We start from the raw sequence: 20,720 nt of genomic DNA, 5'->3' as shown, positions 1-20,720 counted from the left end.
GTCTGGCTGACATCAGGGCTGTGATAACATTCCGCCATCGGTAATCAGGGATGCGAATTATGAAATCAAAAAATGCCACCTTAGAGGATGTCGCCCGTCATGCTGGCGTGTCGTATCAGACGGTATCAAGGGTTCTGAATAAGTCGGCAAACGTCTCGGAATCAACGCGGCGCAAGGTGGAACACGCAATTGAAACCCTGCGCTACGTACCCAACCGCCTGGCTCAGCAGCTGGTGGGCAAGCAGAGTACAACCCTGGGTCTGGTAACGACTTCGCTGGCGTTGCATGCGCCCTCACAGGTGGCCGCTGCGGTTAAACGTTATGCGAATGCTGCGGACTACCAGGTGCTGATCGCCATGATTGATGAGAACGTCAATCAAAGTCTGCAGGATTGCATCAATGAACTTAAATCTCAGCGGGTGGATAAAGTGATCATCAATGTCCCGCTGGAGAGCAGCGCTGCTGAGCAGGTCGTGCAGGAGAACGACGATATTCTCTGTCTGTTCCTTGATGTTGATCCCTACAGCGCAGTGTTTAACGTTTCGTTTAACCCGGCTGACGGCACCCGCGCCAGCGTCAAATACCTCTATGAGCAGGGGCATCGCGAGTTTGCCCTGCTGGCGGGTCCTGAGCAGTCGGTCTCCGCCAATCTGCGGTTAAAGAGCTGGCTCGACACGCTGGAAAGCTACCGTCTGAGGCCGGTCAGCATCAGCCACGGTAACTGGGATGCGCAGAGTGGTTACAATGGCGTGCTGCAACTGCTGCGTGAAGCGCCAGAGTTCAGTGCACTGCTGGTGGGCAACGATCAGATGGCGCTGGGTGTGCTGAGTGCGCTGCATCAGCGAGGTGTGGCCGTGCCTGGGCAGATTTCGGTGATTGGCTACGATGACACTTATGAAAGTGCCTTTTTCCATCCGTCGCTGACCACGGTGTCGCTGGATCTCGATTTGCAGGGCAAAGAGGCGGTTGCCCGTCTGTTGCTGGCCAGTGAGCAGGACGAGCAGCGTTCCTCCTCGATTCTGCCGGCAAAGCTGGTGGTGCGCAGCTCGACCGGTATCGCCGGACAGCAGCAGCGTGATTTAAAGCAGATTGCGGAACAACTGCGGCTGATTGCCAGCCGGCTTGAGTAGCGGGGAGCCAGGCAAAGATAAAAAAGCATAACAACACCTCGCTGCTATGCTCAGATCAGGATAACGTTTCTGAATGTCAGAAAAATTACCTATTGCCTGAGCTGGTCGGTAAACGGGTATTCTTACTACCTGTAAGCCAGCCGGCATGCTCAGCCCGATTCCTCTACATCCAGGATGTGACACTATGCTGTGGCTTGAACAGGGACTTTACCTCAGGATCGAAGAGTTAGCGCATGGCCCCAGGCCGCTGCCGCTTTCCAGTGGCTTTACCCCGCAGACCGCTTATCGCGCGCTGGGCTGCTTTAACCCCTCTGAAACCTCAGATGCTTACTACATTCTTTCAAATGACCGTGACGAAATCTGGTTTATCTGCAACCGGCATCTGAGAACCGTTTTTCTTGATGCCAGCAATACAGCATTTCGGGTGAAAATGCAGGAGCCAGTAGAAAGTCTGCCCATCCTCTCTGCTGCGCATGAAGGGCTTATCGTCTCGCTGGAGCGGCCAGCCTGATTTAACAACCTGCACGGACGATGACAGATCAGATAAAAAATAGCCGCCATCACTGGCGGCCCTGACCAGGTTTAAAAAGAAGCGTTACCTTTAATTCTTCCGGTCGTGCTTTTTAATTCGCGGGAGCGGTCTTCATTGCCGCGCGCTGTGGCAGCACCACCAGAAAAGCGATGATGATCAGTGCCAGCGTCAGCGAGGCGCCATAGCGACTCAGCGCCAGTCCGCCTGAAGCAAGGGGTTTGTCCAGGAAGTCACCGACAACGGCACCCAGTGGCCGGGTCAGGATAAAGGCTGCCCAGAACAGCGCGGTGCGTGAAAGGGAAGTAAAGCGACTTGCCGCCCAGATGATCGCCAGCGCGCCAACAAACAGCAGGATCCCGCCATCGTAACCCAGCCCTTCGCTGTCTGCCGTCCAGTCACCCAATGCTGTTCCCAGTGTCTGAGAAAACATAATGGTGACCCAGTAAAAACTCTCAGTAACAGCGTTGTTTACCGAACTCACTGCGACCGTTCCACAGGTCATTTTCCAGAGAAAAAGAGAGAGGATCAGCAGAGTGCTCAGCAGCAGCGTACCGCCCAGATAACCCATGTTCAGTGAGCGATCGGCAAAGTCCGCCATCGTTGTACCGACAGTGGTCGTCGCCACGACGGTGAACCAGTAGATCCATTTGTTGAAGCTGGTGCGATTGATCTGCACTACGACAGCGACCAGAAAGATGATGGCGAAAATCAGTGTTCCGGTCAGGTAACCGAGATTCATCGACATCGTCACCGCATCGCCGCCGGTTTCACCCAGGGTGGTTGCAGCGATTTTAGTCAACCAGAAAGCCGCGGTAACGGCCGGAACTTTACTCAGAGCGTGAGAAGCTGTGTTGTTATTTTGCATAGGGTGATTCTCCGGATAAGCCCTGCATGGGCTAATACAGCGGAGATGTTATAGGATTAATCTTAAGGAAAGATTAAGCTGCACAAGAGGTGAGAGAAATTTTCGACCGGCTTTTTACTGCTGCCTTGAGGATGGAAATGCGCCACGATAAGCAGTTTTTAAAGGCCAGGTGCTATTATGATTCTGTATTAAAAGATTTTTTATACGTCTTGCGGGGTGTTAAATCCTCACTGCCCTGAAGGGCTTTTCAGAATGGCTCAGATGTCTCTTTCTGACAGCACATTATCTGCGAGTAAAAAAAATTAACAAATTGTGAAGCGCAATTAATTGTCAGCAGCTTAGTCTTTGTCAGTCTGGCTATCAGTCCCTCCGCCATTCAGCCAGCCGGAATGACATGACTGAGTGACGCCCCAAAACCCGCAGGGATTTACTGTCGGAACAATGTTCTGCCGGTTCCAGGGTTCACAGCCATCAGACAACAAGCCGTGATTAAAGATTATGTCCCGATGAGCCGATATACACAGACTCATACTTCTGACACTGCAACCTGACAGCTTTACGTAATGCCACAGGAGAAGGCACCTCAGAAACTGCTGCCGGTAAGGCCTCAGTTTCCACCAGCATTTATCACGGCCCGCAATACTGAACCCTTATCCATAGCCTCCCTCAGCTACAGTCAGGCATTAACGGTTATAATCAGGTCTGTAGCGACGTGTATTGAACTTATTTAACATCGTCAGCAACGTCGGAGTCGGCCACCATGAATCCAATGATCAAACCTTCTTTTACCGCTGTTTGGTCTACGGATGCTCAGGGGATCTGCATCGCCAGTCAGGAAAGTCCTGCGGGTCTGATACCTGAGCTTAAAGGCGTGACGCTGAGTTCATGGCTGAGACTGGCGCAGGCTGACGACGATGCAAAGATCGCACTGCAACTGACTGCAGCCCTGGAATTGCTGAGGCCTTTCCATATTGAAGTGCCGATTCATTGTCTTGATGGCAAGACGCGTCGGGTTCTTGTTTCCGGCCTGCCGGATTGCCAGCCTGGCACCTCCCATCTGCAATACAACGGCTTTATTCTGGATGTGACCGGGCAGCGTAAAGCGCTGGAAGATGCACTGCGCACGGCGGCGGAATATCGTCTTCTGATTGAAAACAGTACCGATCTGATCGCCCATTGCGACGCGGAGGGCAGATACGTATCAATTTCTCCCTCTTACAGCGAAATCATAGGCTGGACAACCGAAGAGGTTGTGGGGCAACTGGTCGTGGATTTCCTGCACCCCGATGACCGCGAGTTAGCTACCGAAGCGCTGGGATGCATCTTCAGCGGCGGGGTACTGCCGGATGTCGTTGAGGTGCGTAAACTGCATCGCGACGGCCATTACATCTCACTGGGTACCAAAGCCTGTGGCGTCATCAATCCCAGTTCAGGAAAAAATATTGGTGCCGTGCTGGTGTCGCGCGACATCACGCGGGACAAAGAACGGATGCGTAATCTTGAGAGGCTGGCAACCCTGGACACGCTGACCGGGCTGCACAATCGTGCCTGGATTAACGAGAAGGTGGGATTCATGCTGGCGCAGGCAGACGATCAGGCCTACACCACAGTGATGTTTATCGATTTGAATGGCTTCAAGGCGGTGAACGATCTGATGGGTCATGCAACAGGCGATGCCCTGCTGCAGCAGGTCAGTGAACGGCTGCAGCACTGTATGCGTCCGGGCGACTCTGTTGCCCGACTGGGTGGTGATGAGTTTGTTGTGGCTGCTAAATGCAGCAATCACGAGGCCGCGTCAGCTATTGCCCTGCGGATTATTGACAGTCTGCATGCACCTTTCGCCATCAATAGCATGGATGTACGCATCGGCGCAGCGATTGGTATCAGCCTTGCCCGCTTCGGGACAGCAACGGCTAAAATGTTATTCGAGAATGCAGATAAGGCGATGTATCAGGCTAAAGCACGACGTGATGGTTCTTATCAGTTTTTTGAGCCAGCAGCGGAGTAGCCGTTGTATATGATGGCGCGTCTCCGCTTTCACTCCTTAAGTGGTTATCCTGCACTTATCTGCTCATCACCCTACGCTATCAACATGCAGGAACGTCGCTCAGGCTAAGTTCATGCAGATTCTTCGCTATCCCGCCCTTCATCATAATCCACCTGCGCCTGCTCCATGGCACCTCCATGTTGCTTTGCCCAGTTCACCAGCGCGACGAAAGGATCCTGCAATGTCCGTCCCAGCGGCGTAATCGCATATTCGACCGCCACTGGCGATGAAGCAATCACACGGCGGCTTACCAGTCCGTTGCGTTCCAGCCGGCGTAAGGCCTCTGTCAGAGATTTATGGGTGATGGGGTCGAGCCTGCGTTTGATGGCATTAAAACGTGAGGGCTGAGAGCATAATACAGTCAGGATTAAGACCGACCACTTATTCGCTACCTGTTCCAGGACAGGGCGCGTGCTGTTGATCTCGGCCAGTAGCTGGGTGATATCAGTTGCCATGAGGTTTCCTTTAGGATATCTGGTGTACATCAGGTGCGTAATTGACACTAAATATAATAAATATACCATCAGGTGTCTAACCTCTATCCGGAGTCGCAATGATGAAACTGAGTGGAAAAATCGCCCTTGTCACCGGGGGTAATAGCGGTATCGGTCTTGCTGTCGCTCGCCGTTTTGCAGAGGAAGGTGCACGCGTTTTTATCATCGGCCGACGGGAAGCGCAGCTGGCTGAGGCAGTCGCACTGATCGGCGGTCAGGTCGAGGCCATTCAGGGCGATATCACCCGCTCAAATGACCTTGCGCGTCTGTTCGAAACCCTGGGCACCAGAGCGGGTCGCCTTGATATCCTCGTCAACGCTTCAGGTGTGTCAGAACCGGCCAGCCTGGAAGAGACCACGGAAGAACACATCGATCGCGCTTTTAATCTGAATGTGCGAGCCATGGTGCTGACGGTGCAGCACGCAGTGCGGCTGATGGGCGAGGGCAGCAGTGTCGTGCTGGTGGGTTCCGTTGCGGGCGCGATAGCGAATCCCGGTTATGGCAGCTATTCCGCCAGCAAGGCCGCGGTACGGTCTTATGCCCGCACCTGGAATAGTGAGCTGGCACCGCGCGGCATCAGGGTCAACACGCTGAGTCCTGGTCCGACCAATACCCCGATGTTTGACCGGGCCAGCGATGAAGTCAGGCAGACGCTGACCGCCCGGATCCCGGCAAAGCGGCTGGGAAATCCTGAGGAGGTGGCGGCTGCGGCACTGTTCCTGGCTTCAGATGAAAGCAGCTATATCAGTGGCACCGAGCTGGTGATTGATGGCGGGATGATTGCATAAAATACCCTTGAGAGCGTCACGGGTTATCGTGCCTGTGACGCCATTCTGACCATCAGCAAAATCACTTTGCCCATTGAAGCTTTCGCAGGTATCAGGTTGCGAAGCGAGTAAAGGCTGAGTATTCGCTGATATCGGCAGATAAGTTCCAAATTGACAAGAGCACAAAGAATAATAAATGTCGGGCTCTGAACATCGTTAATTTCATCTTCTACATTAATGGCCCATCCCCACTCTCACCCTCTTAAAGTGCAGCCAGAATGGCAGCTTCCATTTTTTCCGGCGTAGTGGTCGGGGCAAATCGTTTGATGGGTTTGCCATCACGCCCAATCAGGAACTTAGTGAAGTTCCATTTAATACGGCCACCCAGCACGCCGGGTAATTCTTCTTTCAGGTAACGGAAAATCGGGTGCGTTCCGGTGCCGTTAACGTCTACTTTTCCTGACATAGGAAAACTCACACCATAGTTGATGTGGCATGTCTGCGCGATGTCATCGGCACTACCCGGTTCCTGTTTACCGAACTGGTTACAGGGAAAACCGAGTATCACCAGGCCCTGAGCGGTATACTTTTTGTAGAGTGTTTCAAGCCCTGCATATTGTGGCGTGAATCCACAATGACTGGCGGTATTCACCACCAGAACCACCTTGCCAGCATAGTCGGCCATCGGGATTGGCTGACCATTCAGGCTGGTGGCAGAGAGTTGATAAAAGGGAGACATGATGCAATCCTCAGAGCGGAACCTGTTGTCCGTCAACATTAGCACAGTGCGGATAACGGCGTTGGATCACGAGATTGAGTGTCTGGTTCGATATCTGCGGCGCGAGCAATCGCTGAATGCACCTGGCGGGAAGAGCAGCACTCTTACCGCCAGGTAGTTAATATCATTCCAGACACATCACTTAACCATTATCGCGAAATCCGGGATAAAGACTCATCCCACCATCGATAAACAGTGTAGTGCCATGAACATAGTCGGAAAGATCACTGGCCAGCCAGACCACTGCATTCGCCACATCTTCCGCCGCACCGATACGCCCATAAGGGATGAGTTTTAACAACGCTTTACCCGCTTCGCCCTGGGTCGCTTCTTCGTTAATGGCAGTCGCGATAGCGCCGGGTGCGACTGAGTTTACGCGTATGCGATCTTCGCCTACTTCCTGTGCCAGGCTTTTCATCAGCAAATCAACCCCGCCTTTTGAGGCGGCGTAATTAACATGTCCGGCCCAGGGAATGAGCTGATGAACCGAGCTCATATGAATGATCTTACCTACAGCCCGACTGATCTCCGGGCGGTGCTCCTGGTCACGAAACTGACGCAGCGCAGCCCGTGCGCAAAGGAACTGCCCGGTCAGGTTCACGTCCAGAACGGTATTCCAGTCTGCAAGCGACATCTCAATGGAAGGCGCATCTTTCTGCAGCCCTGAGTTAGCCACCAGGATATCCAGCCTGCCGAATTCAGCAATCGTCTGGGCAAAGAGATTTTCTACATCAGCCTCTTTTGATACGTCTCCCTTTACTGCAATGGCGCGTCCACCGTCTGCACGGATTTTTTCAACCAGCTCTTCGGCAGGTTCCGCCTGGCTATGGTAGTTAACCACCACACCAGCACCTGCTTTGGCAAGTGCTTCTGCGCAGGCATAGCCGAGACCTGAGCTAGCGCCGGTAACCAGTGCAACCTGATTTTCGAGTGATAAGATCATGTGGCTTCCTTAATTCTGTAAATGATGAGCTTGTTAAATCCGGCGGGCTTCATCATGGCATTGAAAATCGAGGTATCGCTGACACCACGATTTTCAGACACCCATACGATGAGAAAGCTGGTGGCCGGATCGCGCGCATGGGCCTGGGACACTGAATTATAGATGCGAAGTGCGGGGTTGGTTGATGTTGTGGTCGGTATCGGGATTGGCGGAAAATGACCGGGATGCATTTGGGTTCATCTCCTTTTATCCTGACTGTAATCATCAAAAAGGGTATCAGCATGATAACGGTCGAAAAAGCAGATCCTCGCTCAGCAGAGTCACAACTTCTGGTAAGTAAACTGTCAGCTAAGCTTGCGGCGATTACTGGTGATGGCGGCAACAGTAACTTCACCATGGACTCTTTGAATGATATGAGATCGCTTTGGGTAATTGCCAGAAACGACAAGGGCAGAGCAGTAGGGTGTGGTGCAATCAGACCGTTAACCGGACATATTGCCGAACTTAAAAGGATGTTCTCAGATCGTAGTTCCCCGGCTATTGGTGGTGCTTTGCTCACTTTCCTGGAAAACGCTGCCCTTAGTGTGGGTTATAGCCAAATCTGGCTTGAAACGCGTTCTGTTAACCATAAGGCTGTAAATTTTTATCTGAGAAAGGGTTATGAACGGATTGATAATTATGGACCCTGCATTAATCGCAAAGAGGCGGTGTGCTTTGCGAAAATCCTGAAATGATATTTATTCAGGGGTTTTCTTAATCGGATAAGTGACGAGTGGTTTGATTTCTTTAAGCACAAACATGCTCTGCATTTCTTTGATGCCTGGCAATCTGCGTACCACTGACATGGCAAAATCAGCATAAGAGTCCAGATCTGATGCCACAACCTGTAGCAGAAAGTCGGCATCCCCTCCGATGCTATAACAGGCAACCACATCCTCCAGCGCGGTCACTTCTTCTTCAAATTTTCTGGCCTCCGCCTCGCTATGACTGTCAATAACGACCCGAATGAAAACCATCACACCCAGACCAATTTTTTTGCGATCAAGAACCGCACGGTAGCCCTGAATAACTTCATCTTCTTCGAGCTTGCGGACCTTGCGCCAGCAGGGAGAAGCTGAAAGGTTTATTTTCTCTGCCAGCACCTGGTTAGTGACGCGAGCATCATCCTGTAAAATTTCAAGGATTTTCATATCTGTCAGGCTAAGGGCCATATGAGGAAATTCCTTTCTTTTCATAAGCATTAAAGGGTTGTTTTTACCTTAAAAGCGGCATTTAGTAAATGATATAGGTAACAATTTTCCGCATCATTTCTGCATAATAAATTCACTATCTAAACAGTTATTACACACAGTTTTGGGGGGAGTATGAATCTGCATTTAATCTGTTTTGGCATTTTTATTTTAAATGGCGCATGGGATACGCCATATTTCTCAGGCACCCATGCAGATTGAGTCATGTGCATCCCGCAGTGTTACATCGATAAAGTAACGGACGGTGCATGGCAGTTAATATCATTAAAACAGGCAAGCTTAATAATGGAGCCAGATACGCGCACCACGGGCAAAAAAGGATTAAAAACAACTAAGGCTATTACTGCCTGAGTTACTCCTTTTTCACTCAGGCCAGATATGTTTAAGACATTATATCAAACCGATCTTCCTGAAATTAGATACTAAAAGGAATCATCATGTCAGATGCCGCTCAGATAATAGCTTATACGGCTGCGCTCGGTTTAGCTGCCGTAATTCCGGGTCCGGGTATGACTGCATTAGTCGCTCGCAGTGTAAGTGGTGGGGCGATGACGGGCTTTACGATGCTGGCCGGCCTTATTCTCGGAGACTTAATCTATTTATCTATAGCGGTATTTGGGCTGGCGGTGATCGCTCATACCTATACTTCTCTCTTCGCTCTGATTAACTGGGCTGCATCACTCTATCTATGTATGCTGGCATGGAAATTCTGGTGTCACCAGCCTCAGACTATAAACATTGCCCGGAAAGCGACAAAACGAGAACTGGCTTCAGCCTGGTTTTCAGGGCTGACCATCACGCTGGGAAATCCTAAAACCATCGCTTTTTATCTGGCAATATTGCCTCTGGTAATCTCTCTGGATAATGCATCATTGAAGATGTGGGGAGGAATTCTGGTACCGCTAACCGTGATTGTCCTTTTGGGTGTAGGCGCGGTTTTTATACTTGCTGCGCTCAGAATACGCCACCTTCTCACCAGTGAAAAAGCGCAACGACGCATTTTCCGTGCAGCCGGATTCATTATGATGCTGGCCGCAGTCGGCATGGTGATAAAGACTTTGTAAAAGCCAGCACCTCAGGGCCAGAAGAGGATTCTGCAACACATCAGATACATCTGAGTTGACTCGTCATTCACAACGCTCAGCACAACATAAATAGCATCCTTGTTTCGCATTATGTATCTGGATATAACTCACCTGTGAATCGCTAAACAAAAGGCCTATGAGGTTTTCAGCAAGTTTCCCTTCAGCTATGTCTGCCACTATTAAAAAATGTTCCTTGTTAAAGGCCCGCAGTGACAGAATTCTGCTTTGCATCACTTCGGGTAAGGCATTCAGGTAAATGCCTTGTCGGGTGCATCCCTCCCAGACATAAATCGCATGAGTGCCAAAAAAGGGGGAGTCTGCAGGCTGATAGATGTGATTGATCAGCAAAGCGGTTTCACCGACGGGGATATCACACAATGAGATACGGTCAGGATAACCCGGATAGCACTCTACCGTTTGTCGTATAGCATTATGATTTTTCAGATAGCTTTCGCTTTGTCCAAAAAGATGAGCAAACGGCTCGGCTTTCAGGCCGGAGATTTTGTATTTCATAATGACCCCTGTGGTTTCCATCGTTACACCGCGAGTCATTACGTTATCGAATAGCCTGGGGCAAAACTCGCCGTTTTCGGTCCGGGGAATCAGTGACATAAACCTTTGGTCGTCGCACGTGTTGCAATCATTAGCCACTGAACCTCAAAACACCCTATTTTTTCTCCTCCATACCTGTTCTCTGATTGGTACCTCGGAGAAAGATCGCTGAATCCGACCCGTTAACGACATGCCCATCACATAAACAAAAACAGATGAATACTTTTTTGTGACAACTAACACAACCTGATTACATCGTCAGGCAGGGGTAAGATTTTATCGTGATAATAGTTTTACTCAGTACATTGCTGTTGTACATCGTACAATAATGCGGTTTCTCCACTGCCCTAAACCGATGACAAAATTGTGAGGATTATCATGTCTGAAAAACAGCACATCACGACATTCTCTGCCGATATTGAGCAGCAGACCGTTAAGAAGGTGGTCTGGCGCATTTTGCCCTTTCTGATTGTCTGTTATCTGATTGCCATCATCGACCGCGGCAACATCGGAATGGCTTCATTACAGATGAACGAAGATTTAGGGTTGTCGAAAGCGGTATTTGGTTTTGCAAGCAGCCTGTTTTTCGTGGGTTACTTCCTGTTTGAAGTTCCCAGTAACCTCGCCATGCAGAAAATTGGCGCAAAGATTTGGATCTCTCGCATCATGGTATCGTGGGGCATTATTTCGGTCTGTACTGCTTTTGTTGAAAGTGCCAATACGCTCTACGTACTGCGCTTTTTACTGGGTGCAGCCGAGGCAGGCTTTTTCCCTGGCGTGATTCTTTATCTGACTTACTGGATCCCGGGCAAGTACCGTGCGCGTGTGATTGCAACCTTCATGGTGGCAATCCCGGCAGCGAACTTTATAGGGTCGCCTATCTCCGGCCTGATTTTGTCGTTCGACGGCTGGTTGGGCATGCGTGGCTGGCACTGGTTATTCATCCTGGAAGGTATTCCGGCGGTGGTTCTGGGGATTGCAGCCTTCTTTTTACTCAGTAATCGTCCGACTGACGCCAGCTGGTTAAATCAGGAACAAAAAGCGTGGCTGAGTACAACTATTCAGGCAGAAAACGAGAAGAAAAAAGCGATTGGTCATATCTCGCTATGGCAGTTACTGCGTCACAAGCATATCTGGGTGATGGCGCTGATTTATGCGGGTGCTTCTGCGGCGGGATCAACGCTGAGCGTCTGGTCTCCGCAACTGCTGAAATCGTTCGGGCTGGATAACTTCTCCACCGGTTTAGTCAATGCGATTCCTTACGGTCTGGCATCCATTCTGATGGTTGTATGGGGCAGAAGTTCTGACCGAAGCGGCGAGCGTCGCTGGCATACCGCATTAACGCTGTTCCTGATTGCGGGTGGTCTGCTCTCCGCCTTTATCACTAACAGCCTGACCGGCAGTGTTGTCATCCTGTCATTGGTATTAATGGGTGCCTACTCAATGAAAGGACCTTTCTGGGCGCTGGCATCGGGATGGATGTCATCCACTACCGCTGCTGCGGGTCTGGCCGCTATCGGTGCGATGGCGAACCTGATTGGCGGAGGATTAATGGTCAACGTTTACGGCATCATTAATCAGGCGACCGGCAGCCATACGCTGGCAATGATGCCACTGGCAATCCTCTGTGGCATCGGCGGTATTGCGGTGCTGGTTATGGGTCGCAGAAAACAGTTAAACATCGAAGTTGACACGCACGCTTCGCCAGTCAGTAAATAACGTAATATCATCTGCAGATGCTGAACATTGCGTCTGCAGGTGAGTCCTTTCAGCGTTACTGACACAAGAGCACTGTTTTGAATAGCCTTTGAATATTCATCTTTTGATTTTAAGACGTCAGTGGATTAATTGAGCAGAGACGAGATCAGGCTTTCTGTCACAGACTTTCGCTTTGAACGGTAAGTTCTATTACCTCATCATACAAGTGGGTTTAAAGCCTCGCACCCTCTAAAAGCGATGGCTCAAAGCCTGCATCAGAGCAGGAGTGAAGAGAAAACCCCCGGTGGGCTGAAACATTCATATTACAACCATCAGGAAGTACATATATTCCATGAGGTAATTTTTAAAATGCGGGTGACATAAAGCAAGCAGGGAAGTATTCGCTAAGAGAAATTTAGCAAGAGTTTAGGATCAGAAAAACAGGATGCAATCTAAGAAGCACTTCGCTTAAAAGAAGTCTGTCAGGCGTCAATACCTGATGAAAATTCATGATCACAATTCCCCGCCCGTTGAAGACAGATCCATACCCCTGCACGATCCTCCAGCCTTTCCTTACTAAGGATTTGCAAGGAACGTTGCTGTTGTCGCTTCAGACAGGCATGCATTACCTATAACCGTCAAAAACTATTCGGCTATTCCTGTTGATCATGGTGTTATGTCAACGTTCCGATACCCATCAACAATCTCATGAGCCACTCCTGTCCTCGCTTTCTTAAGGCAGAAATGAGTGGGATATTACTGTATGATGTTGTCCTTCGGATATGTGAGTTGGGTGAAAATACGATTCACAGCAGTTCATGAACCAGATTATACTTCTAAACCACTCAACCTGAAGGTAACAGCTGACGTGAAGGATACATACTATAACGACCAAAGGATAAATTCGTTGATCCAGGAGGAACTGGATGCATTCTTCGAGGATTACCCGGGTATTATCTATGCATACGCTATTATGAATAAAAAAGACCCTTCGCAGATGCAGATTATCAATAACAATCCGGCGTGGTTTGATGTTTACCTTGAAAGAAAATATCAGTTTATCGATCCCGTCATTATCCGCGGCTTGCGCTGCGTTGAAGACTACTTTTGGGAGAATGAAGTTATTTTGTCAGAAGGTTACAATCTCACCAGGATTTTCAACGAAAGTTTTCAATATAACATATATCGGGGGCAGACATTTCCTCTGCATGACTACCTGAATAACCTGGTTGTATTATCTGTTATTGGGAAGAAGGATTTCGAGTTTGACATTGATAAACATCGGTCAAAATTCATGAGTTTCCTTATTCATCTGCACCAGAAGACGCTCAATCTATATAGTCAACATCAGCAGAAAAAAAATGCCTTTTTATCACCGCGAGAGCGACAGATTCTTAAGTGGGTCAGTGACGGGAAAACATATGCTGAGATTGCTATTATTTTATCCATTGCAGAGCGCACGGTAAAATTCCACATGGGTAATGTAATGAAAAAACTCGGTGTTAATAACGCAAGACACGCTATAAAACTTGGCGCAGAACTCCGCTTACTGGAAAACTGAGCCAGATACTTATTTAAAGATGGCGTAAGTGCTGTAGCTTCTCACGAAGCCATTCAGAGTGTTTGTCCTTAATGATGATATCCTCAATGACGCTACTGTTAGCAGGCATAAAAATATAGTAGATAACTTCTCCTTTTTCAGAAATCCCTTTTTGAATGACCTCTGTTTTCCAGTTGGCGTGGCGAAATATGGCATACATGCCGCGACTGACCACTGCGTACATCCCTGAATATTTCTTCTTCATGCAAAAAATAATCATTGCAAGAAATAATGCTTTACTGGCGGGTAAACCATCCAGTTTTGCAGCATCACGTCTTTCTTTGTCTAAAAACAGGCGAGTAATTTCACAGCAGGGAATATCTGTAGGGAGACGACATACACCTGAGAAGTATTTATGGAAAATTTCGCTCATCATCGTCGGCTGCGTCGAGTCTATGAATCGTGCGCCGCATAGCAATTTACCGGCGTGCATACCCAGTAAGTAAGTTGTGTTTTTGTTATCAAAAAGGTCCTTTTCCATACCGTCAATGCATTCGACCTCCCAGTCGAGCCGATCCCGAAATGTTTTTCTTCTCAGCCGGTATAACTCATTCGCTTGTTCAACCGACAATTCATCATAATCACGCAAAAAAAAATCAATAGCAGAACTCATTAACTCCCCCTAAATAATCACATGATGAAACTATCACCCCTGCCCTTAAGGACAGCTTTTATTATATCGTACAGGTCTTATAATAAAAATGTGCCTGACTGCTTAGCACTTTCAATGCATAGCGGTCAGGCGGTCAAAGACCAATGCAACACCAGGGAAAACCACGCAAGATTATGTGATTTTTAAAGTCTTGCGTACAGAGTGCAAAAAGCATTCAAATAATAAAAATACCAGAATACGAAATAAGTCAAATAACCATCATTAATTTATTGCCCCTTAGTGTTTTAAGGGGCAAAATTTCCTGTTCAGTTACTCCAGTCAAGTAATGGATGTAAAAATACGCATTAAGCTAGCAACATTGCTCTTCATTTGATAGCTACTGCAGTGAGTCTGTCTGAAAGCACTTCAGCGGTTAGCCTGCCAGCGTTATCATAAGTAGTGATGAGTTAATACTATCGTTTTTTTAACTTCTTATTTTCAATTTATATAATTTTCCATATTTTAAGAACGCTTATGGTGATTCTGAGATCACCTGACTATGCAGGCATTATTAGTCTGCTGACAGTTATTCATTATTTTCCGCACATGAAGAATATCTCTGAACCCCTTTTCTTTCAGGTATTCATCCTTAATGCGGCCTTCGACGTTTCCATCAAACTCATATTGCTTTGGCTCACCAGCTAAATTAAGCGTAACTTAATATCAAGCTTAAAGGCCATGGCTCGTCGCGTGGAAAATAAATTCAGGCTCTGAAAGTTATCTGTCATGAGGCGGTTTTTTGTTTTTCATCTGGATGTGGCATCCTCTCATCGTTATTGCCGACAGGGACCCGTACTGAGGTTATCCTGCCCTGAGCGAATGGCTCGCGGCAGGATCGAATCTAATAGCTAAGCATCAACTTCAACAGGCATTTTCGTTAAAACTGTCACGTGCCATAAAGTCAGGGGATGCTTAATGGTTCAAACTCTCAGCCTGCAGACCTCATTAAAAAGGAATTTGTGACGTGATTGACTTCATACGCTTGAGTGAGCGCTACAAGCAGCTCGACGACTTAATCCCTCATTCGGAAAAAGTCCGCGAAGTTGACATCAACGGGTTATATCAGGATTTATGAGTCTGGAAAATGTGTAAATGAACTCCCGATCGTATACCAGGGTGGTGGAGTCAATTCTGATTTGTTATCAGTCTGACTTCAGCTGTTCGCTAAAAGCAGACACGCATTATTTATAACCCCCTGGCATCAATGATAGCTTCTTAACGCTTTTAGTGATTGCAGAGACTCAAATCTGTAAAAATGCCGACTACATAGCGATAAAGCCTGTTTAGTCGGCTACAGAGATGGCTCAGGACACCGCGCTTTCATTTTTCAGAGATTCCAGAACGTTCAGAATATTACTGGCCGCCACCGTACCCATCTTCACGTAGGAGTTGTCACTGACGCCGCCAATGTGGGGCGACAGAATCACATTCTCAACATGCTGCCAGATATGCGGTGCCGTCAGAGGTTCAGTGGGGAAACTATCCAGTGCGGCCCAGGCGACGGTGCCATTGTTCAGTGCCGCTAAAAGCGCGTCATCATCAATAAGACCGCCGCGTGCCGTGTTTACCAGAATGGCGCCTTTTTTAAACAACGCCAGTTTCTCTGCATTAATCATCTGGCGTGTCTGTCCGGTCAGCGGGCAGTGCAGCGAAATGATGTCTGCCTGTTGCAGCAGGTCGTCAAGTGAGGCGGACTCACACTCATCAGGAAAGGTTTTTGCAAAAGGATCATAGGCGAGCACCTTCATACCAAACGCCCGCCCAATGCGGGCAACGCGACCGCCAATTGCACCAAGCCCGACCAGACCCAGGGTTCTGCCTTCCAGCTCCACAGATTTATGCGTGGATTTGTCCCAGTGCCCATGACGCATGCGCTGATCCAGCGTTATCACGGATTTGGCGCAGGCCAAAATCATCGCCCAGGTATGCTCGGCTACAGCGGCTGCGTTGGCACCCGGCGCAGACTGCACACGAATATCGCGTGCCGCGGCTGCCTGTTGATCGATAACGTCAATACCGCTGCCGTGTTTGGAAATCACGCGCAGGGCAGGCGCAGCATCCATGATGCGGGCATTAATTTTTCCGTAACGAACAATTATCGCTACCGGATTATGCTGCTGGCAGAGTCTGAACAGGGTATCTTCGTCCGGCTGTTTGCCTGCATAAACCAGGCTGAACGCATTCAGCAGGCTGACGGCCTGCGGAGCCAGATCGCTGGCCGTGACCAGAATGACGGGAAGTTGGGTTGTCATCAGAGCGTCTCCCCATCCGCCAGCATGCCAGCGGTAAGAAGGGCTTTCTCCAGCCACGGCGCGCGAAGGTCGCCATCACGAATGGCGGCAATACGCCCGGTCTCGAAATCCAGTTTTTTCTGCGCCAGCTCGAGCAGGGCAGGGATCTCTTCACGCGGCAGAATCACCACGCCATCACTATCTCCGATGACCAGATCGCCGGGCTGAATGGCAGCGCCCGCGACAGAAACCGGATAGTTGACCCGTCCCGCAACAGACTTGGTCGGGCCACAGGGATTCAGACCTGCAGCAAACACCGGGAAGCCGTTCGTACTCAGTGCATCGGCGTCACGCACCGCGCCATCAATGATAATCCCCGCAATGCCGGAGGCTTTAGCCTGGGCCGACATAATCTCGCCGATTAATGCACAGCTGATATCGCCTTTGCCATCAACCACAATTACGTCGCCCGGCTGGGCGATAGCCAGTGCAGCATGGATCGCCAGATTATCGCCGGGCCGGACCTCGACGGTGATAGCGGGACCAGCGACTTTCATCGTGGAGGCGACTGGTTTGACGCGACCATGCAGCGTCCCGCGTCGACCGGCGACATCAGCCAGTATCGCAGCCTGGAACTGAGCCGCCTGTTGAACAAGCTCTGGTGCGACACGGATAATGTCGCGATTGATGAAGGTATTCTCTGCATGTGGCATAGATTATTCCTCTTTCGGTTTACCAGATACAACTTAGTTGTACAATATAAAACTACTATATCGATGTTAATTCGCATCGCACCAGTGTTAAGCACTCATTTGTGATGTAAATACGATGTGAATCACAAATTGCGCGGTAAACTGCCTGCCGTCGCATACAGGAGGACGTACCCATGGGGAATGAAGGCGTAATTGCCGTAGAAAAAGCGCTGGCGCTGCTGGATTGTTTCAAACCTGGCGAGGAGTCGCTGACGCTTACCGTGCTGGCGCAGCTGTCGGGTTATCACAAAACGACGGTCTATCGCCTGATGAACTCACTTGAGCGCATGAATTATGTGATTCGCCGTGACAATGGCGTCTATACCCTGGGGCCGAGGCTGCTCTATCTGGGCAAGCTCTATGAACAATCTTTCCATCTGGCCAGCATTGTTCAGCCTGAGCTTCACGCTCTGGCGACCGCGACGGGTGAAAGCGCCTCATGGTATGTGATTGAAAATGATCAGCGACTCTGTCTGTTCAGAGCTGAGCCTTCTGAAGGACTGCGTGAAACGCGTCTGCCCGGCACCTTTCTGCCGCTGGATAACTCTGCCATCGGGCAGGTGCTTCGCTACTGGGGCAAGCACGAACCCCTGTTTGATGCTGTACCTGAACTTCCGCTGTTTACCTCCGGGATGCGCGATCCGCACATTGCGGCATTTTCCGTACCGGTGTTTGGGGAAGATGACAGGCTGCTCGCTGCGCTGGCACTCACCGGGCCATCGTCACGTCTGACGCAGGCGAAGTGTGAGAGCGGACTGGGGAAACTGATGAAAGAAGCGGCCAGCCGGCTCTCAGTTAAATCAGGCGCGCATAAAGTGACATGCGATAATTTTTATAAGATTTAGCAAATGTGTAGGGCACAGGTGATCCCCTGTCAGGGCCGTGCCCTTAGCAGCAATTTTCTGCAGGCTGGAATCGATTGATTTCCGCTAAGGTGAATAAAAAGATGTCCGGCGTGTCTGAGTACGAAACCGTCAAAAGCCTCGCAGATGTGGTGGGGTGATAATAATTTATTGATTTAAATTAAAATTATTTATTTCCGTAGCGTCTTAAAACATCCTGATTTCACTCCAGATGTTTTCAGGCACGCTGGCCGCATGAAAAATTCCCCGCTTTCCCGCCTCAACATGAATTTCCTTCATGTTCGTTGAAATTTAATCACTTTTTTTCAACCGGATGTTGAGGCATAAAGTAAGAATTGTTAATAACTTTGAGTCATATGAACGCTTGTTAAGGGATAGCGAAGTTGCATAACCCTGAAGCAACAAATCATATCAGCGACCAGGATACCCGATAGCGATGAACAACGTAGCCTTTACCCTTAAGCGCATTCGTTTCGACGAAAACTATAACCCTTCGAAAAATACGCGGGCGACGACTAACTTCGCTAATCTGGCGCGTGGTGAAAAACGCCAGGAAAACCTGCATAACGCGCTGGCGATGATCGACAACCGGTTTAACGCGCTGGCGCACTGGGACAACCCAAAAAGCGACCGTTACGCTGTCGAACTTGAGATTATTTCTGCTGAGCTGAATCTTCGTCCTGGCAGCAACGACGAATCGTTCCCGGCGATTGAGATTCTGAAGACCCATATCGTCGATCACAAAACCGGTGAACGTTTCGAAGGGATTGTCGGCAATAACTTCTCATCCTACGTACGTGATTATGATTTCAGCGTGGTGCTGACAGAGCATAATAAAGGGCAGACTGAATTCAGTCTGCCGGATGATTTTGGCCAGCTGCACGGCAACATTTTTAAAAGCTTCGTCAACTCAGCGGCCTATAAAGAAAACTTCAATAAGTCTCCGGTCATCTGTCTGAGTGTGTCGAGCAAAAATACCTATGTGCGTACCGGTAATGTGCATCCGGTGCTGGGCATCGAATACCAGCAGGATGCGCCTTCGCTGACTGATTTTTATTTTGGAAAAATGGGCCTGAAAGTGCGTTTCTTTATGCCGCAGGGCAGTGTTGCGCCGCTGGCCTTCTACTTCCACGGTGACCTGCTCAGCGATTACACCAATCTGGAGCTGATCAGCACTATCAGCACCATGGAAACTTTTCAGAAGATCTATCGCCCGGAAATTTATAACGCGAATTCAGCAGCCGGACAGTGCTATCAGCCAACGCTGCACCATCAGGATTATTCATTAACCCGCATCGTTTACGATCGCGAAGAGCGTAGCCGTCTGGCCGTTGAGCAGGGTAAGTTTACTGAGGCGCATTTCATCAAGCCTAATCAGACACTTCTCGCACAATGGTCTGCTGAATCCGTTCTTTGATTAATTAAAAACAAAAGGTCACCTGCTATGAAAACTTTATTACCGACATCCACTGCGGGCAGCCTGCCTAAACCGTCCTGGATTGCGCAGCCAGAGGTGCTGTGGTCACCCTGGAAACTGCAGGATGAAGAGTTAGTTGACGGTAAAAGAGATGCACTGCGTCTCTGTCTGGACGACCAGGTTCGCGCCGGCATTGATATCGTCAGCGATGGTGAGCAGACCCGTCAGCACTTTGTAACGACGTTTATTGAACACCTCAGCGGCGTGGATTTTGAGAAGCGTGAAGTGGTCCGCATCCGTAATCGTTATGACGCCAGCGTGCCGACCGTAGTGGGTGAAGTCTCACGTCAGAAGCCGGTGTTTGTTGAAGATGCAAAAATCCTGCGCAAGCTGACCGATCGTCCTATTAAGTGGGCGTTGCCGGGTCCGATGACGATGATCGATACCCTTTATGACAATCACTATAAAAGTCGTGAAAAGCTGGCCTGGGAATTCGCAAAAATCCTAAATCAGGAAGCGAAAGAGTTAGAAGCCGCAGGCGTTGATATTATTCAGTTCGACGAACCAGCCTTTAACGTCTTCTTTGATGAAGTGAATGACTGGGGTATTGCCGCACTGGAGCGTGCTATTGACGGTCTGAAGTGTGAAACCGCCGTTCACATCTGCTACGGCTACGGTATCAAAGCCAATACCGACTGGAAGAAAACGCTGGGCACAGAGTGGCGCCAGTATGAAGAGGTCTTCCCAAAATTGCAGCGTTCGGCTATCGACATCGTCTCACTGGAGTGCCAGAACTCGCGCGTTCCGATGGATCTGATTGAGCTGATTCGCGGTAAAAAAGTCATGGTCGGTGCTATCGACGTAGCGACTCATGAAATTGAGACGCCGGAAGCAGTGGCAAGCACGCTGCGTAAAGCGCTGCAGTTTGTGGATGCTGAAAATCTCTATCCTTCAACCAACTGCGGCATGATTCCTCTGCCGCGCCAGGTTGCCAATGGCAAACTGCATGCGTTGAGTGCGGGTGCCGAGATTGTCCGCCGGGAAATTCTGGGAAAATAATCTTT

General features: G+C 49.4%; 21 protein-coding genes. 11 read left to right on the top strand and 10 right to left on the bottom strand.

The features are described from left to right. The first annotated feature begins 59 nt into the window (after window positions 1-59). Entirely contained in the window at window positions 60-1,130 is a 1,071-nt protein-coding gene (locus tag AC6I8J_RS20920) for a LacI family DNA-binding transcriptional regulator (protein ID WP_161736920.1), read from the top strand. A 184-nt stretch (window positions 1,131-1,314) separates the two neighbouring features. Then, complete coding sequence (locus tag AC6I8J_RS20915) at window positions 1,315-1,641, top strand: hypothetical protein (RefSeq protein ID WP_285088779.1); 327 nt, start codon at window positions 1,315-1,317, stop codon at window positions 1,639-1,641. 112 nt (window positions 1,642-1,753) lie between these two features. On the opposite strand, the gene AC6I8J_RS20910 is transcribed toward AC6I8J_RS20915, so the two are convergent. Further along, window positions 1,754-2,527: a COG4705 family protein gene (locus tag AC6I8J_RS20910; RefSeq protein ID WP_161736918.1), complete on the bottom strand. Its 774-nt coding sequence runs from the start codon at window positions 2,525-2,527 to the stop codon at window positions 1,754-1,756. A gap of 760 nt (window positions 2,528-3,287) precedes the next feature. Between AC6I8J_RS20910 and AC6I8J_RS20905 the strand changes: the two genes are divergently transcribed. Then, complete coding sequence (locus tag AC6I8J_RS20905) at window positions 3,288-4,535, top strand: diguanylate cyclase domain-containing protein (RefSeq protein WP_497825810.1); 1,248 nt, start codon at window positions 3,288-3,290, stop codon at window positions 4,533-4,535. 110 nt (window positions 4,536-4,645) lie between these two features. Here AC6I8J_RS20905 and AC6I8J_RS20900 read toward each other — a convergent pair whose 3' ends face one another. After that, window positions 4,646-5,029 carry a winged helix-turn-helix transcriptional regulator gene (locus tag AC6I8J_RS20900; RefSeq protein ID WP_222925553.1) on the bottom strand — a complete coding sequence of 128 codons (384 nt, stop codon included), beginning with the start codon at window positions 5,027-5,029 and terminating at the stop codon, window positions 4,646-4,648. Between the two features lie 98 nt (window positions 5,030-5,127). On the opposite strand from AC6I8J_RS20900, the gene AC6I8J_RS20895 reads away from it, so the two are divergent. Further along, window positions 5,128-5,856 (top strand): SDR family NAD(P)-dependent oxidoreductase, encoded by a 729-nt coding sequence (locus tag AC6I8J_RS20895; protein ID WP_222925554.1) that lies wholly within the window; start codon window positions 5,128-5,130, stop codon window positions 5,854-5,856. Between the two features lie 241 nt (window positions 5,857-6,097). On the opposite strand, the gene AC6I8J_RS20890 is transcribed toward AC6I8J_RS20895, so the two are convergent. The 3 genes from AC6I8J_RS20890 to AC6I8J_RS20880 all read right to left on the bottom strand — a co-directional run bounded on the left by AC6I8J_RS20890 (window position 6,098) and on the right by AC6I8J_RS20880 (window position 7,786). Next, entirely contained in the window at window positions 6,098-6,574 is a 477-nt protein-coding gene (locus tag AC6I8J_RS20890; protein ID WP_497825809.1) for a glutathione peroxidase, read from the bottom strand. A gap of 181 nt (window positions 6,575-6,755) precedes the next feature. Next, window positions 6,756-7,556 carry an SDR family oxidoreductase gene (locus AC6I8J_RS20885; protein WP_161736127.1) on the bottom strand — a complete coding sequence of 267 codons (801 nt, stop codon included), beginning with the start codon at window positions 7,554-7,556 and terminating at the stop codon, window positions 6,756-6,758. After that, a complete protein-coding gene (locus AC6I8J_RS20880; RefSeq protein ID WP_161736128.1) occupies window positions 7,553-7,786 on the bottom strand; it encodes an FAD-binding domain-containing protein in 234 nt (77 codons plus the stop codon). Before AC6I8J_RS20880 ends, AC6I8J_RS20885 begins: the two co-directional genes overlap by 4 nt. A gap of 51 nt (window positions 7,787-7,837) precedes the next feature. Here AC6I8J_RS20880 and AC6I8J_RS20875 point away from each other — a divergent pair, with 51 nt between their 5' ends. Further along, window positions 7,838-8,290, top strand: coding sequence for a GNAT family N-acetyltransferase (locus AC6I8J_RS20875; protein ID WP_497825850.1), 453 nt, complete (start codon window positions 7,838-7,840; stop codon window positions 8,288-8,290). Window positions 8,291-8,293: 3 nt separating this feature from the next. Here the strand turns inward: AC6I8J_RS20875 and AC6I8J_RS20870 are convergent, their stop codons facing one another. Next, on the bottom strand, window positions 8,294-8,767 hold the full coding sequence (locus AC6I8J_RS20870) for an Lrp/AsnC family transcriptional regulator (protein ID WP_161736129.1): 474 nt from the start codon (window positions 8,765-8,767) through the stop codon (window positions 8,294-8,296). 476 nt (window positions 8,768-9,243) lie between these two features. Between AC6I8J_RS20870 and AC6I8J_RS20865 the strand changes: the two genes are divergently transcribed. Beyond that, window positions 9,244-9,870, top strand: coding sequence for a LysE family translocator (locus AC6I8J_RS20865; RefSeq protein WP_497825808.1), 627 nt, complete (start codon window positions 9,244-9,246; stop codon window positions 9,868-9,870). 63 nt (window positions 9,871-9,933) lie between these two features. Here the strand turns inward: AC6I8J_RS20865 and AC6I8J_RS20860 are convergent, their stop codons facing one another. Then, window positions 9,934-10,404, bottom strand: a complete 471-nt coding sequence (locus AC6I8J_RS20860; RefSeq protein WP_253417776.1) for a DUF1203 domain-containing protein — start codon at window positions 10,402-10,404, stop codon at window positions 9,934-9,936. A 417-nt stretch (window positions 10,405-10,821) separates the two neighbouring features. Between AC6I8J_RS20860 and AC6I8J_RS20855 the strand changes: the two genes are divergently transcribed. Both AC6I8J_RS20855 and AC6I8J_RS20850 read left to right on the top strand, forming a co-directional pair. Further along, window positions 10,822-12,162: an MFS transporter gene (locus AC6I8J_RS20855; RefSeq protein ID WP_285088768.1), complete on the top strand. Its 1,341-nt coding sequence runs from the start codon at window positions 10,822-10,824 to the stop codon at window positions 12,160-12,162. A 742-nt stretch (window positions 12,163-12,904) separates the two neighbouring features. Further along, window positions 12,905-13,702 carry a helix-turn-helix transcriptional regulator gene (locus AC6I8J_RS20850; RefSeq protein WP_260058726.1) on the top strand — a complete coding sequence of 266 codons (798 nt, stop codon included), beginning with the start codon at window positions 12,905-12,907 and terminating at the stop codon, window positions 13,700-13,702. A 13-nt stretch (window positions 13,703-13,715) separates the two neighbouring features. Here the strand turns inward: AC6I8J_RS20850 and AC6I8J_RS20845 are convergent, their stop codons facing one another. The 3 genes from AC6I8J_RS20845 to AC6I8J_RS20835 all read right to left on the bottom strand — a co-directional run bounded on the left by AC6I8J_RS20845 (window position 13,716) and on the right by AC6I8J_RS20835 (window position 17,337). Next, on the bottom strand, window positions 13,716-14,354 hold the full coding sequence (locus AC6I8J_RS20845; RefSeq protein ID WP_497825807.1) for an acyl-homoserine-lactone synthase: 639 nt from the start codon (window positions 14,352-14,354) through the stop codon (window positions 13,716-13,718). A gap of 1,343 nt (window positions 14,355-15,697) precedes the next feature. Then, window positions 15,698-16,645: a hydroxyacid dehydrogenase gene (locus AC6I8J_RS20840; RefSeq protein WP_161736134.1), complete on the bottom strand. Its 948-nt coding sequence runs from the start codon at window positions 16,643-16,645 to the stop codon at window positions 15,698-15,700. Next, window positions 16,645-17,337, bottom strand: coding sequence for an RraA family protein (locus tag AC6I8J_RS20835; RefSeq protein WP_222925559.1), 693 nt, complete (start codon window positions 17,335-17,337; stop codon window positions 16,645-16,647). The genes AC6I8J_RS20840 and AC6I8J_RS20835 overlap by 1 nt, the downstream gene beginning before the upstream one ends. Window positions 17,338-17,510: 173 nt before the next feature. Between AC6I8J_RS20835 and AC6I8J_RS20830 the strand changes: the two genes are divergently transcribed. The 3 genes from AC6I8J_RS20830 (at window position 17,511) to AC6I8J_RS20820 (ending at window position 20,715) form a co-directional block, all read left to right on the top strand. After that, window positions 17,511-18,221 carry an IclR family transcriptional regulator gene (locus tag AC6I8J_RS20830; protein WP_497825806.1) on the top strand — a complete coding sequence of 237 codons (711 nt, stop codon included), beginning with the start codon at window positions 17,511-17,513 and terminating at the stop codon, window positions 18,219-18,221. Window positions 18,222-18,675: 454 nt separating this feature from the next. Next, a complete protein-coding gene (locus AC6I8J_RS20825; RefSeq protein ID WP_161736137.1) occupies window positions 18,676-19,656 on the top strand; it encodes a DUF1852 domain-containing protein in 981 nt (326 codons plus the stop codon). 27 nt (window positions 19,657-19,683) lie between these two features. After that, the gene (locus AC6I8J_RS20820) at window positions 19,684-20,715 is read left to right on the top strand and encodes a methionine synthase (RefSeq protein WP_161736138.1); all 1,032 of its coding nucleotides are present in this window, start codon (window positions 19,684-19,686) and stop codon (window positions 20,713-20,715) included. Window positions 20,716-20,720: the final 5 nt, after the last annotated feature.

The sequence above is a fragment of the Pantoea sp. X-Soil-ISGK-355 genome, assembly GCF_059730805.1.
Note: the sequence above shows the minus strand (reverse complement) of the source record. Positions and strands in the feature narration are given on the sequence as shown.

Coding starts and splice junctions, on each gene's coding strand:
- AC6I8J_RS20920 (WP_161736920.1), top strand. CDS start 60: ATGAAATCAAAAAATGCCACCTTAGAGGATGTCGCCCGTCATGCTGGC.
- AC6I8J_RS20915 (WP_285088779.1), top strand. CDS start 1,315: ATGCTGTGGCTTGAACAGGGACTTTACCTCAGGATCGAAGAGTTAGCG.
- AC6I8J_RS20910 (WP_161736918.1), bottom strand. CDS start 2,527: ATGCAAAATAACAACACAGCTTCTCACGCTCTGAGTAAAGTTCCGGCC.
- AC6I8J_RS20905 (WP_497825810.1), top strand. CDS start 3,288: ATGAATCCAATGATCAAACCTTCTTTTACCGCTGTTTGGTCTACGGAT.
- AC6I8J_RS20900 (WP_222925553.1), bottom strand. CDS start 5,029: ATGGCAACTGATATCACCCAGCTACTGGCCGAGATCAACAGCACGCGC.
- AC6I8J_RS20895 (WP_222925554.1), top strand. CDS start 5,128: ATGATGAAACTGAGTGGAAAAATCGCCCTTGTCACCGGGGGTAATAGC.
- AC6I8J_RS20890 (WP_497825809.1), bottom strand. CDS start 6,574: ATGTCTCCCTTTTATCAACTCTCTGCCACCAGCCTGAATGGTCAGCCA.
- AC6I8J_RS20885 (WP_161736127.1), bottom strand. CDS start 7,556: ATGATCTTATCACTCGAAAATCAGGTTGCACTGGTTACCGGCGCTAGC.
- AC6I8J_RS20880 (WP_161736128.1), bottom strand. CDS start 7,786: ATGCATCCCGGTCATTTTCCGCCAATCCCGATACCGACCACAACATCA.
- AC6I8J_RS20875 (WP_497825850.1), top strand. CDS start 7,838: ATGATAACGGTCGAAAAAGCAGATCCTCGCTCAGCAGAGTCACAACTT.
- AC6I8J_RS20870 (WP_161736129.1), bottom strand. CDS start 8,767: ATGGCCCTTAGCCTGACAGATATGAAAATCCTTGAAATTTTACAGGAT.
- AC6I8J_RS20865 (WP_497825808.1), top strand. CDS start 9,244: ATGTCAGATGCCGCTCAGATAATAGCTTATACGGCTGCGCTCGGTTTA.
- AC6I8J_RS20860 (WP_253417776.1), bottom strand. CDS start 10,404: ATGAAATACAAAATCTCCGGCCTGAAAGCCGAGCCGTTTGCTCATCTT.
- AC6I8J_RS20855 (WP_285088768.1), top strand. CDS start 10,822: ATGTCTGAAAAACAGCACATCACGACATTCTCTGCCGATATTGAGCAG.
- AC6I8J_RS20850 (WP_260058726.1), top strand. CDS start 12,905: ATGATGTTGTCCTTCGGATATGTGAGTTGGGTGAAAATACGATTCACA.
- AC6I8J_RS20845 (WP_497825807.1), bottom strand. CDS start 14,354: ATGAGTTCTGCTATTGATTTTTTTTTGCGTGATTATGATGAATTGTCG.
- AC6I8J_RS20840 (WP_161736134.1), bottom strand. CDS start 16,645: ATGACAACCCAACTTCCCGTCATTCTGGTCACGGCCAGCGATCTGGCT.
- AC6I8J_RS20835 (WP_222925559.1), bottom strand. CDS start 17,337: ATGCCACATGCAGAGAATACCTTCATCAATCGCGACATTATCCGTGTC.
- AC6I8J_RS20830 (WP_497825806.1), top strand. CDS start 17,511: ATGGGGAATGAAGGCGTAATTGCCGTAGAAAAAGCGCTGGCGCTGCTG.
- AC6I8J_RS20825 (WP_161736137.1), top strand. CDS start 18,676: ATGAACAACGTAGCCTTTACCCTTAAGCGCATTCGTTTCGACGAAAAC.
- AC6I8J_RS20820 (WP_161736138.1), top strand. CDS start 19,684: ATGAAAACTTTATTACCGACATCCACTGCGGGCAGCCTGCCTAAACCG.